This is a genomic window from Streptomyces viridochromogenes DSM 40736, from assembly GCF_000158955.1.
Taxonomy (GTDB): domain Bacteria; phylum Actinomycetota; class Actinomycetes; order Streptomycetales; family Streptomycetaceae; genus Streptomyces; species Streptomyces venetus.
This window is the reverse complement of the sequence record NZ_GG657757.1, coordinates 4,028,075-4,040,714: the sequence shown is the minus strand read 5'-3', so window position 1 is coordinate 4,040,714 and position 12,640 is coordinate 4,028,075. Positions and strand designations below refer to the sequence as shown.

Annotated in this window: 12 protein-coding genes and 1 tRNA gene; 8 read left to right on the top strand and 5 right to left on the bottom strand. The window is 71.0% G+C overall.

Annotated elements, in window-relative coordinates; all coding sequences use genetic code 11:
* Window positions 1-18 precede the first annotated feature (18 nt).
* Window positions 19-711: a hypothetical protein gene (locus SSQG_RS17650; protein WP_003991166.1), complete on the bottom strand. Its 693-nt coding sequence runs from the start codon at window positions 709-711 to the stop codon at window positions 19-21.
* 622 nt (window positions 712-1,333) lie between these two features.
* On the opposite strand from SSQG_RS17650, the gene SSQG_RS17645 reads away from it, so the two are divergent.
* The 6 genes from SSQG_RS17645 to SSQG_RS17620 all read left to right on the top strand — a co-directional run bounded on the left by SSQG_RS17645 (window position 1,334) and on the right by SSQG_RS17620 (window position 7,829).
* Entirely contained in the window at window positions 1,334-1,816 is a 483-nt protein-coding gene (locus SSQG_RS17645; RefSeq protein WP_003953493.1) for a CarD family transcriptional regulator, read from the top strand.
* 309 nt (window positions 1,817-2,125) lie between these two features.
* Window positions 2,126-2,890, top strand: a complete 765-nt coding sequence (ispD, locus tag SSQG_RS17640) for a 2-C-methyl-D-erythritol 4-phosphate cytidylyltransferase (protein ID WP_003991165.1) — start codon at window positions 2,126-2,128, stop codon at window positions 2,888-2,890.
* On the top strand, window positions 2,880-3,386 hold the full coding sequence (gene ispF, locus SSQG_RS17635; RefSeq protein WP_003991164.1) for a 2-C-methyl-D-erythritol 2,4-cyclodiphosphate synthase: 507 nt from the start codon (window positions 2,880-2,882) through the stop codon (window positions 3,384-3,386). The genes ispD and ispF overlap by 11 nt, the downstream gene beginning before the upstream one ends.
* A 138-nt stretch (window positions 3,387-3,524) precedes the next feature.
* The gene (gene cysS, locus SSQG_RS17630; RefSeq protein WP_039935160.1) at window positions 3,525-4,919 is read left to right on the top strand and encodes a cysteine--tRNA ligase; all 1,395 of its coding nucleotides are present in this window, start codon (window positions 3,525-3,527) and stop codon (window positions 4,917-4,919) included.
* A gap of 106 nt (window positions 4,920-5,025) precedes the next feature.
* Entirely contained in the window at window positions 5,026-5,961 is a 936-nt protein-coding gene (rlmB, locus tag SSQG_RS17625; protein WP_003991162.1) for a 23S rRNA (guanosine(2251)-2'-O)-methyltransferase RlmB, read from the top strand.
* A 128-nt stretch (window positions 5,962-6,089) separates the two neighbouring features.
* On the top strand, window positions 6,090-7,829 hold the full coding sequence (locus tag SSQG_RS17620; protein ID WP_003991161.1) for a DoxX family membrane protein: 1,740 nt from the start codon (window positions 6,090-6,092) through the stop codon (window positions 7,827-7,829).
* 152 nt (window positions 7,830-7,981) lie between these two features.
* Here the strand turns inward: SSQG_RS17620 and SSQG_RS17615 are convergent, their stop codons facing one another.
* The 4 genes from SSQG_RS17615 to SSQG_RS17600 form a co-directional block, all read right to left on the bottom strand.
* Window positions 7,982-8,713: a nucleotidyltransferase family protein gene (locus SSQG_RS17615; protein ID WP_003991160.1), complete on the bottom strand. Its 732-nt coding sequence runs from the start codon at window positions 8,711-8,713 to the stop codon at window positions 7,982-7,984.
* A gap of 71 nt (window positions 8,714-8,784) precedes the next feature.
* Window positions 8,785-9,240: a hypothetical protein gene (locus SSQG_RS17610; RefSeq protein ID WP_003991159.1), complete on the bottom strand. Its 456-nt coding sequence runs from the start codon at window positions 9,238-9,240 to the stop codon at window positions 8,785-8,787.
* Window positions 9,241-9,520: 280 nt separating this feature from the next.
* Entirely contained in the window at window positions 9,521-10,603 is a 1,083-nt protein-coding gene (locus SSQG_RS17605) for an ABC transporter ATP-binding protein (RefSeq protein WP_003991158.1), read from the bottom strand.
* A gap of 106 nt (window positions 10,604-10,709) precedes the next feature.
* On the bottom strand, window positions 10,710-11,756 hold the full coding sequence (locus SSQG_RS17600; protein WP_003991157.1) for a helix-turn-helix transcriptional regulator: 1,047 nt from the start codon (window positions 11,754-11,756) through the stop codon (window positions 10,710-10,712).
* Window positions 11,757-11,879: 123 nt separating this feature from the next.
* Here SSQG_RS17600 and SSQG_RS17595 point away from each other — a divergent pair, with 123 nt between their 5' ends.
* Both SSQG_RS17595 and SSQG_RS17590 read left to right on the top strand, forming a co-directional pair.
* Window positions 11,880-12,302, top strand: coding sequence for a DUF3224 domain-containing protein (locus tag SSQG_RS17595; RefSeq protein ID WP_003991156.1), 423 nt, complete (start codon window positions 11,880-11,882; stop codon window positions 12,300-12,302).
* 88 nt (window positions 12,303-12,390) lie between these two features.
* Window positions 12,391-12,464 (top strand) — tRNA-Thr (locus SSQG_RS17590).
* Window positions 12,465-12,640: the final 176 nt, after the last annotated feature.

Sequence of the window (12,640 nt, the reverse complement as noted above, 5' to 3'; positions counted from 1 at the left end):
TACGGCTGTTCCGACGGGTCAGTGCCCGGCGTCCGCCTCGTTCGAGGCGCTCGCGGACGCCGCGTCGGTCGGCGTGGCCGGCGACTCGTGGCCGCCCGGGGTCTCGCCACCGGCGGGGCTCTCCGTCCCGGCCGGCGAGCCCGAGGCGCTCTCGGCCGGAGAGCCGGACGGGGTGCCCGACGCGCCCGGCGCGGCCGGGATCTCGCTCGGGCCCCACTCCTTGAAGTAGCTCTCGGCGGGGACGACGAACGCGCGCAGGCTCACGTCACCGGTCTTGCTGAAGGTGAAGGTGACCTTCTGGGCGTTGCCGTCCTGGACGGCCTCGCGGCTGCTCGGCAGCATGGCCGTGGCGTTGCCCTTGCCGCCCAGGATCAGCCGGCCGCCGGCCGGGATGCTCAGGCTGCCGCCCTTGGCGGGCTTGAGCTCGGCCTTCTTGCCGGTGCCGGGGATGGTGATGGACTCCAGCGTCTGCGCGGTGCTGCCGGAGTTGAAGAAGGTGGCGGAGATCGCGGCCGGGCCGGTCGACTCGAGGTCGGGCTGCGTGATCACGATCGCGTTCTGGACCTTGATGTCGCCGACGCTCGTCGCCGCGTTGTCCGGCTTGATCTCCAGCGTCTGGGCGTCGTTGCCGGCACCGCACGCGGCGAGCGAGGCGATCGAAAACGCGATGGCGGCCGCGGCGAGGGCGCCGCGTCGAAGGCTGCTGCTCACGGCGGCGGCAACTCCTTGACTCGAGCGGAGCGGCCGGAAAAGCCGCCCTAAGTGTCTGTCAGCGGGCCTTAGGTTACCGAGCCGTTCCCGCGCCGCCGCACCCGACCCCCCGGGCCCCTCCGATCCCACCTGCGTCACTGGTGGATCCCACCTGCGTCACTGGCGGCTCATGGGTCACAGGTGACTGCCGAGTCACATTGACCGTGCACTCGTCCGGCATTCATATAAGACCCCCCGGCGGCAGCGAAAATTTTCCGTGAAGGAATGTGCGGGCCACCGGAAATTGATCACCGAGGACTCCACCGGACGTCGTGTGATCAATTCCGGATTCGGCCGGAAGCCGGGTGGGGCCGCCGAACGGAGTAGCGGAAGTCGCTCACACGCAACCGGACATATGGGGATGTTTGGCCCTCTGAAGGCGGCCCCGGATGCGTGTAACGTACGCGTTTCGCTCGCCCCGGAGAGCCGCTCCGACCTGCGAATACCTTCTTCCACTCCCTGTCCGAAGCACGTTCCTGTCGGACTTGTCAAGCCCCGAGATATGCCCTGACCTGCGAAAACGCCATTCAGAACCCGCAGTTTCCGTGTTACCCTGGATAGCCACGGAAGGGGTACCTGTCACATGACGTTCAAGGTTGGCGACACCGTGGTCTATCCCCATCACGGGGCCGCGCTGATCGAGGCTATCGAAACTCGCCAGATCAAAGGCGTGGACAAGACCTACTTGGTGCTGAAGGTCGCCCAGGGTGACCTGACAGTGCGTGTGCCAGCGGACAATGCGGAGTTCGTCGGCGTGCGTGATGTGGTCGGTCAGGATGGGCTGGACCGGGTCTTCGAGGTGCTGCGCGCACCGTACGCCGAGGAGCCCACGAACTGGTCCCGTCGATACAAGGCAAACCTGGAGAAGCTCGCCTCCGGTGATGTCATCAAGGTCGCGGAAGTGGTGCGTGACCTGTGGCGTCGTGAGCGTGAGCGCGGACTCTCCGCCGGTGAGAAGCGCATGCTCGCCAAAGCGCGCCAGATTCTGGTGAGCGAGCTCGCCCTCGCGGAGAACACCAACGAGGACAAGGCCGAGGCCCTGCTCGACGAGGTTCTCGCCTCCTGAGGCGGAGCCTGTCGCTCAGCACTCTGCAGATCAACGCAGCAGTTCAACGCAGATCAACGCTGCACATCGAAATGCCGCGGTGCCCGATGACGATTTTTCTGTCGCCGGGCGCTGCGGCATGTTCGTACTCGGTCGCCGAATGCGCCGTCACCGCCGGATGTGTTACCACTCACGATCCGGTGTTTGGCGTGCCGGGCCCGGGCAGCCGCCTCGACCAGCGTCACGGAAGGGGCCGGTCGAGCGCGTCGCGCCCGGCACTCCTCCAGGCCATACCCACGCCAGGCCAGCACACAAACCTGACAGGAACCGATGTCTGACGATTCGCGTCCCTCGCCGCACGACGGCCCCGCCGCGGCCCGTACCGCGGCCGTGATCCCGGCCGCCGGCCGTGGCGTACGGCTCGGCCCGGGCGCCCCCAAGGCGCTCCGCGCGCTGGGTGGCACCCCCATGCTCATCCACGCGGTCCGCGCGATGGCCGCCTCCCGCGCCGTCTCCCTGGTCGTGGTCGTGGCCCCGCCCGACGGCGCCGCCGAGGTCAAGTCGCTGCTCGACGTGCACGCGCTGCCCGAGCGGACCGACTTCCTCGTCGTCCCGGGCGGTCGGAGCCGCCAGGAGTCGGTGAAGCTCGGCCTCGACGCGCTGCCGCCCGGCCACGACATCGTGCTGGTGCACGACGCGGCCCGGCCGCTGGTGCCGGTGGACACCGTCGACGCCGTGATCGAGGCCGTCCGTGAGGGCGCCCCCGCCGTGGTCCCGGCCCTGCCGCTCGCCGACACCGTCAAGCAGGTCGAGCCCGCCGGGACGCCCGGCGAGCCGGAGCCGGTCGTCGCGACGCCGGAGCGTGCGCTGCTGCGGGCCGTGCAGACGCCGCAGGGCTTCGACCGGGCGACGCTGGTCCGGGCGCACGAGACGGTCACCGGGGACGTCACCGACGACGCCGGCATGGTCGAACAGCTCGGCCTCACGGTCGTGGCGGTGCCCGGCCACGAGGAGGCCTTCAAGATCACCCGCCCCCTGGACCTGGTCCTCGCCGAGGCGGTCCTGGCCCGCAGGAGGCTCAACGATGGCTTCTGACGCGTCCACGCCCGAGCCCCTGCTGCCCCAGGTCGGCATCGGCACCGACATCCACGCCTTCGAGGAGGGCCGCGAGCTCTGGTGCGCCGGCCTGAAGTGGGAGGGCGAGGGCCCGGGCCTCGCGGGCCACTCCGACGCGGACGTCGTCGCGCACGCGGCCTGCAACGCCCTGTTCTCGGCGGCGGGCCTCGGCGACCTCGGACAGCACTTCGGCACGGGCCGGCCCGAGTGGTCGGGCGCGTCAGGCGTCACACTCCTCACCGAGGCCGCCCGCATCGTCCGCGAGGCGGGCTTCCGCATCGGCAACATCGCCGTACAGGTGGTAGGCCCGAGACCGAAGATCGGGAAACGCCGGGACGAGGCCCAGAAGCTGCTGTCGGAGGCGGCGGGCGCACCGGTGTCCGTATCGGGTGCGACGACGGACGGCCTGGGCTTCCCGGGACGCGACGAGGGCCTGATGGCGGTGGCGACGGCCTTGGTCGCGAAGGTGCGATGACCGGTCCTGTCCTCCTGGGGGCGCAGGGCTGTGTGTGACATGCGGCTCCGCCGCGTGGGCGCGATCAGCCCCCACGACCCGCACACGACAACGAAGGGACTGCCCCACGCACCCCCCACGGCCTACTACCCTGGTCCCGTGACTATTCGCCTGTACGACACCAGCGCCCGGCAGATCCGTGACTTCACCCCGCTCCAGCCGGGTTGTGTCTCGATCTACCTGTGTGGTGCCACCGTGCAGGCCGCCCCGCACATCGGGCACATCCGCTCCGGGCTGAACTTCGACATCCTGCGCCGCTGGTTCGCGTACCGCGGCTACGACGTCACCTTCGTGCGGAACGTCACCGACATCGACGACAAGATCATCGCCAAGTCGGCCGACCAGAACCGCCCTTGGTGGGCCATCGGCTACGAGAACGAGCGCGCCTTCAACGACGGCTACGACGCCCTCGGCTGCCTGCCGCCGACCTACGAGCCCCGTGCCACCGGCCACATCACCGAGATGATCGAGATGATGCGCGGCCTCATCGAGCGCGGGCACGCCTACGTGGCGGACGGCAGCGTCTACTTCGACGTCCGCTCCTTCCCCGAGTACCTGGCGCTGTCCAACCAGGACATCGACGACCTGCGCCAGCCCGACGAGGGGGTCTCGGGCAAGCGCGACCCGCGCGACTTCGCGATGTGGAAGGCCACCAAGCCGGGCGAGCCCGACTGGGAGACGCCCTGGGGCCGCGGCCGCCCGGGCTGGCACCTCGAGTGCTCGGCGATGGCGCACAAGTACCTGGGCACCGCCTTCGACATCCACGGCGGCGGCCTCGACCTGGTCTTCCCGCACCACGAGAACGAGATCGCCCAGGCCAAGGCCTACGGCGACGACTTCGCCCAGTACTGGGTGCACAACGCCTGGGTCACCATGAGCGGCGAGAAGATGTCCAAGTCGCTCGGCAACTCGGTCCTGGTCAGCGAGATGGTCAAGCGCTGGCGGCCCATCGTGTTGCGCTACTACCTGGGCACCCCGCACTACCGCTCGATGATCGAGTACAGCGAGGAGGCGCTGCGCGAGGCCGAGTCGGCGTTCGCGCGGATCGAGGGCTTCGTGCAGCGCGTGGTCGAGAAGGCCGGCGTCGTCGAGCCCGCCCCCGAGGTGCCGCTCGCCTTCGCCGAGGCCATGGACGACGACCTGGGCGTGCCGCAGGCGCTCGCCGTCGTGCACACCACCGTCCGGCAGGGCAACAGCGCGCTGGCCGCCGACGACAAGGAAGCCGCGGTGGCCCGGCTCGCCGAGGTCCGCGCCATGCTCGGCGTCCTCGGGCTCGACCCGCTCGACGAGCACTGGGCCGGGGAGAGCGACCGCGGCGACGATCTGCACGGCGTGGTCGACACGCTGGTCCGCATGGTCCTCGACCAGCGCGAGGCCGCCCGGGCCCGCAAGGACTGGCCCACCGCGGACGCCATCCGCGACCAGCTGAGCCAGTCCGGCCTCGTCATCGAGGACAGCCCGCAGGGCCCGCGGTGGAGCCTCGGCCCGCGCTGAGGCAAGCGCTGGGGCGAGAGCCACAGCTGATCGATTGTGCCGCCCGGGCCTCCGGGCGGCACACTGCATAGACGTACGTACGAACGCTCACACAGACAGGTAGGTCATGGCCGCAAACAACCGCCGCATGTCCGGCAAGAAGGGCGCGCAGGTCGGCAGTGGCGGCAAGCGGCGCCGGGGCCTGGAAGGCAAGGGGCCGACGCCGCCCGCCGAGGCGCGCAAGGGGCACGTCAAGCAGCGCGCCGCACAGGCCAAGTCGCGCCGTGCCCAGAGCCGCACCAAGGGCCCGCGCGCCAAGGGCACCTCCGAACTCGTCGTCGGGCGCAACTCCGTCGTCGAGGCGCTGCGCGAGGGCGTGCCGGCCTCCACGCTGTACGTGCAGCAGTTCATCGACAGCGACGAGCGGGTGCGCGAGGCGCTGCAACTCGCCGCCGAGCGCGGGGGCATCAACCTCATGGAGGCGCCGCGCCCCGAGCTCGACCGGATGACGAACGGGCTGAACCACCAGGGTTTGGTGCTCCAGGTCCCGCCGTACGAGTACGCCCACCCCGAGGACCTCGCCGCTGCCGCCGCCGACGAGGGCGACGACCCGCTGATCGTCGCGCTCGACGGGGTGACCGACCCGCGCAACCTCGGCGCGGTCGTCCGGTCCGTCTCGGCCTTCGGCGGCCACGGCGTCGTCGTACCCGAGCGGCGGGCCGCCGGCATGACGGCCGGTGCCTGGAAGACGTCCGCCGGCGCCGCAGCCCGTACGCCCGTCGCCCGCGCCACCAACCTGACGCGCGCGCTGGAGGCGTACAAGAAGGCCGGCATCGTGGTCGTCGGCCTCGCCGCCGACGGTGAGGCCGAGCTCGGCGATCTTGAGGCCCTGGGCGGGCCCGTCGCCATCGTCGTCGGGAGCGAGGGCAAGGGCCTGTCCCGGCTGGTCGGCGAGACGTGCGACTACCGCGTGCGGATCCCCATGCCGGGTGGCACCGAGTCGCTCAACGCCGGTGTGGCGGCGGGGATCGTGCTGTACGAGGCGGCCCGCCGACGCAGCTGAACAGGCGTCCGCCACTTCACCCGTACGGGGTAATTCCGGGGGCATCGGGGCGACAAGGACAAGCTTGACGGGGTCCGGACAGATCCGGCCGGTCAAAGCAGTGTCCTATCCCGACGTCACTCGGTTAGATGAGTGTGGACACCAGAACACCCCGCACACCCACGGGGGACCGCTCGTCGGGACTCGACGACGCTCCCGCGCTGAGCATGGTGAAGGTGCCGAGCGACCCGGCGCAGGTCATCGTCAACCACGCGAGTTTCCGCGTGCAGTTGGGCGTCTCGACGCGTCGCGTGCAGTCCCCACGGGTCGCACGGCACATGACCGCCACCGAGGACACCGCCCGCATCCCCGTCGCCACCGCCGGGGGCGCGGCGGACGGTGGCCCCGCCCGCCGCCGTCCCGTCGTCTGGAGCGGCAGATCCGCTCCGGACGACACCGGCGCCCACCGGCTCCTCCAGGCCGTGCGGCACGAGAGCGTCCGCCACCCCGACGAGCCCGCCGCCGACGCCGGAGCCACCCAGGTGATCTCCCGTGTGGGCACCGAACCGGGCACGGACCACGGCGCCGGATACGACCACGGCGGCTACGGCGGCACCGGATACCAAGGCACCGCATACCAAGGCGACGGCTACCAGGGCGACGGCTACGAGGACGAGCTCACCCGGACCGTCGAGACCCCGATCGTCGGCCACCAGCGCACCCGCGAACAGGCCGACGGCACCCGGCTGTTGCCGCCCATGCGCACCGTCGGCAGCGTCTACGACGAACCCGCCTACGGAGACGGCGAGTTCGAGGACCTCGCCGACGAACTGGACGAGACCCGGCGGCCCGTCAAACGCCACGGCGACGACCCGGCCCGGCACGCCTACTACCCGGGCCGCCGGATGAACCTCGGCGTCGTCCTGCTCCCGCTGCGCGTCTTCCTCGGCTTCATCTCCGTCTACGCCGGCATGGGCAAGCTGTGCGACCCCGTCTACTTCGACGGCGGCGAGCGCGGCTCCATGGTGAAGTGGCTCAACACCCTGCATCCCTGGGAAGTCGCCGAGCCCCTGCGCCAGTTCGCCTTCGCGCACCCGATCGGCTCGGGGCTGGTGATCGCCTTCGCGCAGGTCGTCGTCGGCGTCCTGACGGTCCTCGGCTGCTGGCAGCGCGTCGCCGCCTGTCTGGGCGCCCTGCTCTCGGCGGCGCTGCTGGTCACCGTCAGCTGGAAGAGCGTTCCCGTCTACGAGACCCCCGACATCATCTACCTCGCCGCCTGGTCCCCGCTGATCATCGCCGGCGCCCCCGTCTACTCCGTCGACGGCCGCCTCGCCGGCAGCGCCTGGCGCCACCTCGGCCCCCGCGCCGACATCTGGGACCTGCGCCGCTACGTGCTGCGCCGGGGCGTCCTCGTCACCGCCGTCGCCACCGGCCTCACGCTGCTCGTCGGTTCGCTGCTCGGCGGCGCCGTCCGCGACGCCGACCGGGTCGTCGTCCCCGGGCCCGGCGAGGCCCCGCGCAACGAGCTGCCCGGCTCCCCGCTCCCGGAGGAACCGGGCAAGCGGCAGCACAAGCGGACCCCGTCGGCCTCCTCCACGCCCACCCAGGGCGCCACGTCCGGCTCGGCCGGCCCCAGCGCGGGCACCACGTCGAGGCCGGGCGCCACCCAGGAGTCCGGCACCGTCACCGGGGGCCGGCCCAGCCAGACCCAGGGCAGCGCGGGCCAGGCCCCGCCCCGCCAGTCCTCCCCGGCCGGCCAGGCCCCGAGCACCTCGTCCGGCCCCACCTCCGGCGGCGCCACGACGGGCGGCTCCGGCTCGACCCGCGGCACGGGCGACGACTCCTCGTCCTCCGGCCAACCGGGCCTGGTAGGCGGCCTCCTGGGCTGACCCCCACCGGCCGGCACGACAGAGGGCCCCGCACCGTTCGAGGTGCGGGGCCCTTCTGACGCACGGGGGTGCAGCGGACTCAGGGGCGCGGGGAACTGCGCGACAAGCCACAATGAGCCCGCAGCCGCGAGAAGACGTCAGCCCCCGAGCTCTCAGCGCCCCGAAGCCGCCAGCTCCTTGGCAGCCTCCGTCAGATCCTTCGCCGTATCGATCGCACGCCAATACGACCCCTGCGGAATCGTGAACCCGGCAAGCCGCTGCTCCCGCGCCAGCCGGGGAAACGTCGTGCGCTCATGATCCCCCCGATCCGGCAACAGCCCGGCGAACTCGGGGGAGAACACATACACACCCGCGTTGATCTCGAACGTCGACGGCGGCGCCTCGATGAAGTCGGTGATGTGCCCGAACCCGTCGGTCTTCACCGCCCCCCACGGCAGCCGCGGCCGCGCCAGCGCCACCGTCGCGATCGCGTCGCGCTCAGTGTGGAAGTCCGCCATGTCCCGCAGCGAGAACCGCGTCCAGATGTCACCGTTGGTGGCGTACCAGGGCTGGTCCGGGTGGGGCAGATGCGTGGCGGCGTACTTGAGGCCGCCGCCGCGGCCGAGGGGCTCGGACTCCACGACGGTGGTGACGGAGACGGGCACATCGGCCGTCTCCAGCCACTTCTGGAGCACCTCGGCGAGGTGGCCGCAGGAGACCACCACGTCCGTCACGCCCTCCTCGGCGAGCCAGGAAAGCTGATGGCCGATGATCGGAGTCCCCGTCCCGGGGATCTCGACCATCGGCTTGGGCCGGTCGTCGGTGTACGGGCGCAGCCGGGAGCCCTGGCCTCCGGCCAGTACCACGGCTTGCACGGGGCGGGACGCGGCGCTCGGATCGCTCATGGAACCGAACTGTACGTGGCGTCCCGCCCGGGCATTCGGCTGTGGGCGCGCGCTCAGCTCCGGGCGCGCGCTCAGCTGTGCGCCGCCGCGACCCCCGTGGCGAAGGCGGTGTCGCAGACCGGGCGGGCGTAGGACTGGGCGCGGGTCGGGCCGTAGACCCGGACGGCGGCCTGGCCGAGGGCGCGGGCGATGGACGCGCAGTGCTTCGCCAATGACGGGCGGTCGTTGACGGCCTGCTGGAGGTGGGTGAGGGCGGCGCCCGGGTCCTCTTGCTGGAGCTCGGTCAGCAGCCTGTCGCGCAGAACCTCCTGTGGGGCGCGCTTGACGGCCCGCGGGGTGCCGGCGGACGTGGCGGTGTCCGCGGCGGTGAGCACCGGGTCGGAGGGGCTTCCCGACCAGTTGACTCGGGTGACCGCGAGGGTCCCGGAGAGCACCAGGACGACGGGCAGGACGAAAGCGAGGGTGCGGCCGATCCGGCGGGCGGGGCCCCGGCCGCGTCGCGTCTGTTGGGTGTTGGAGTGCTTCACGCGAGTGAGGGTAGCGCCCAGTGATGGTTTGTAGACATTTAGTCACCGGTTCGGGGGATGAGGGAGCCTCCTTTTTTGGGTAGGGCGTTGACGCACAACGCTCGAAATGTCCGGTCTGCCGGGGTATCTCGCGACAGCGAGAAGGGCCCCGCAGCGCTCTGCGGGGCCCTCTTCGTCAACCGGGTGGATCACCCGGGGTGGTGCGTCTCGCGGTTGCCGTCGGACGTCGTCGGCTGTCGGACATCGTCGGCTGTCGGACGTCGTCGGCTGTCGGACGTCATCAGTCGGAGAGGCGCGCGCCGGTGGAGGTCGAGAACACGTGGGTCTCGCCGGAGCGGGGCACGATGTGCAGCTGGCTGCCCTTCTCCGGGACGTCACGGCCGTTGACCCGGACCACGAGGTCCTTGGAGTCGTCGCCGACCTTGGCGGTGCCGTAGACGTAGGCGTCGGCGCCGAGCTCCTCGACGACGTTCACGGTGACCGCGAGGCCCTGCTCGGCGTCGGAGATGTCGAAGTGCTCGGGGCGGACACCGACGGTGACCGTCTTGTCGCTGGTGGCGTTGAGCGCGTCACGCTGCACCGGCACGACCGACTTGCCGAACTTCACGCCGCCGTCGGTCACCGGGACCTCGACGAGGTTCATCGCCGGGGAGCCGATGAAGCCGGCCACGAAGAGGTTGGCGGGCTTGTCGTACATGTTGCGCGGGGTGTCGATCTGCTGGAGCAGACCGTCCTTGAGGACCGCCACGCGGTCGCCCATCGTCATGGCCTCGACCTGGTCGTGGGTGACGTAGACGGTGGTGATGCCCAGGCGGCGCTGGAGCGACGCGATCTGCGTACGCGTGGAGACACGGAGCTTGGCGTCCAGGTTGGACAGCGGCTCGTCCATGAGGAACACCTGCGGCTCACGCACGATGGCGCGGCCCATCGCGACACGCTGGCGCTGACCACCGGAGAGCGCCTTCGGCTTGCGGTCCAGGTACTCGGTGAGGTCGAGGATCTTCGCGGCCTCTTCGACCTTCTGCCGGATCTCCGCCTTGTTGACACCGGCGATCTTGAGCGCGAAGCCCATGTTGTCGGCGACGGTCATGTGCGGGTAGAGCGCGTAGTTCTGGAACACCATGGCGATGTCCCGGTCCTTCGGCGGCAGGTGCGTGACGTCGCGGTCGCCGATGCGGATGGCGCCGCCGTTCACGTCCTCGAGCCCGGCGAGCATCCGGAGCGAGGTGGACTTTCCACAGCCGGACGGGCCGACCAGGACGAGGAACTCCCCGTCCTCGATGTGGATGTCGAGCCCGTCCACGGCGGGCTTCTCGGTGCCCGGGTAGATCCGGGTCGCCTTGTCGAACGAGACAGTGGCCATGATCAGTGAACCCCTTCTACCGGCAGGAACGTGCCGGACGATCCGAGTAGGAAGGTGGTGCCACGACGGTTTTCCGTTGTGGTGTAGTCCACGCGGGTGAACTGGCTCAGGACGGTACCTGGCGTTCACCTCGTCTGTCAGTACCTCCGGGCCCGTGAACTTCGCGGAAATTTTCGGGTCCCTGGTCGCGGCACCGGTAGCGGTCCGCGAGGGCCGCCACCGCCGTCATGACGGATCGCCGCAGCTCAGGAGGGTCCAGTACCTCCGCCTCCGCCCCGAGCCGGAGCAGGTCACCGACCGCCACGGCCTCCGCCTCCACGGCCAGCTCCACCTCCACCCAGCCGTCCTCGTCCGGCGCGCCCGCGGCACGCAGCGCCTCGGTGCCCGCCGCCCCGAACTGCATCGGCAGCAGCCGCTGCGCGCGCGGGGAGATCCGCAGCCGTGCGACGCCTTGCCGGAGAGCGGCTTCCATCCGCCGGGAGGACTCCTCCCAGTGGGCGCCCAGATCGAACCCGGCCGGACGCTCGAAGACCTCCCCGGTCTCCTCCACGGCCAGCACCCGCGACACCCGGTAGGTGCGGACGGTCCCCTCCGCCAAGGCCACCAGGTACCAGATGCCGCCCTTCAGGACGAGTCCCATCGGCCACACCTCCCGGCGCACCTCGCCCCGCCACCGCCGGTAGTGCACCCGCAGCACCCGCTGTTCCCACACGGCCGCCGCGACTGCCTCCAGGTACGGCACCGGATCGGCCTCCCGGAACCAGGCGGGCGCGTCCAGATGGAACCGCTCCTGAACCCGCCGTGCCTGCCCGGCAGGCTCGGCGGACAGCGCCGCCTGCACCTTCAGCTGGGCGCTCGCCAGCACCGCCCCCAGCCCCAGATCCCGCGCCGGCCCCGGCATCCCGGCGAGGAACAGCGAACCCGCCTCGGCGTCGGTCAGCCCCGTCAGCCGCGTCCGGTACCCGTCCATCAGCCGGTAGCCGCCCTCCGGCCCCCGGTCCGCGCACACCGGCACACCCGCCGCGCCCAGCGCCTCGACGTCCCGGTAGACGGTGCGCACCGACACCTCCAGCTCGGCGGCGAGTTCGGACGCGGTCATCCGCCCGCGGTTCTGGAGCAGCAGGAGCAGGGAGAGGAGCCGGTCGGCGCGCATGAGGGCCATTGTCGGGCGTACGTCGCCGTACCTGACAGGAGATGTCAGGTACGGCCGCGAAACTCGTCTCACCAGGCCGAACGGGGCCACACACCGTGCCCCCGAACCGAGAGGACCCCACCCATGCCCGCCTCCCAGACCACCACCACGACCGGTCAGTTCACCTTCGCCGACTGGCAGGAAAAGGTGATCGGCCCCGGCGAGGACACGAACCCCCGCCTCGCGCACGCCTCCGTCCGGAACACCTTCAGCGGGGGCGTCGAGGCGGCCGGGACGATCTGCGAGTACTCCATCGTCTACGTCACCGCCAAGACCGGCTCCTTCAGCGGCATGGAACTGATCACCGGCCGCGTCGACGGACGCGAGGGGAGCTTCGCCGTCGAGGAGCGGGGCTGGTTCGACGAGGACGGCACCGTGCACTGCGCGTTCGAGGTGGTGCCGGGGTCGGGCAGCGGGGAGCTGGCCGGACTGAAGGGGAAGGGCGGCTTCACCGCACGGCACGGTGAGAAGGCGGTGGCGTACCGCTTCGAGTACGAGGTGGACTGAGCCCGGCCCGAAGGGAACTTCGTGGCTCGGGGCAACGGGCTCTGTGTACAGTGGTGGCGCCCTCGCGTACGGCGTTGCAGTACGCGGCGCCTCCTTAGCTCAGCTGGCCAGAGCAACGCACTTGTAATGCGTAGGTCGTCGGTTCGAATCCGACAGGGGGCTCTGCTGAAACCCCAGGTCACACTCCTCTGACCTGGGGTTTCGTGGTAAGCGGAGGCGGCAGCGGCGCACGTTGCGGGCCGCGGTCTCAGATGTGGTCTCCGATGCGGTTCCGGGGCGGGGGCCCGGGCCGGCTTGAGGGTGTCGAGCTCCGTCACCGGCTGCGGACCGGGGCCGAG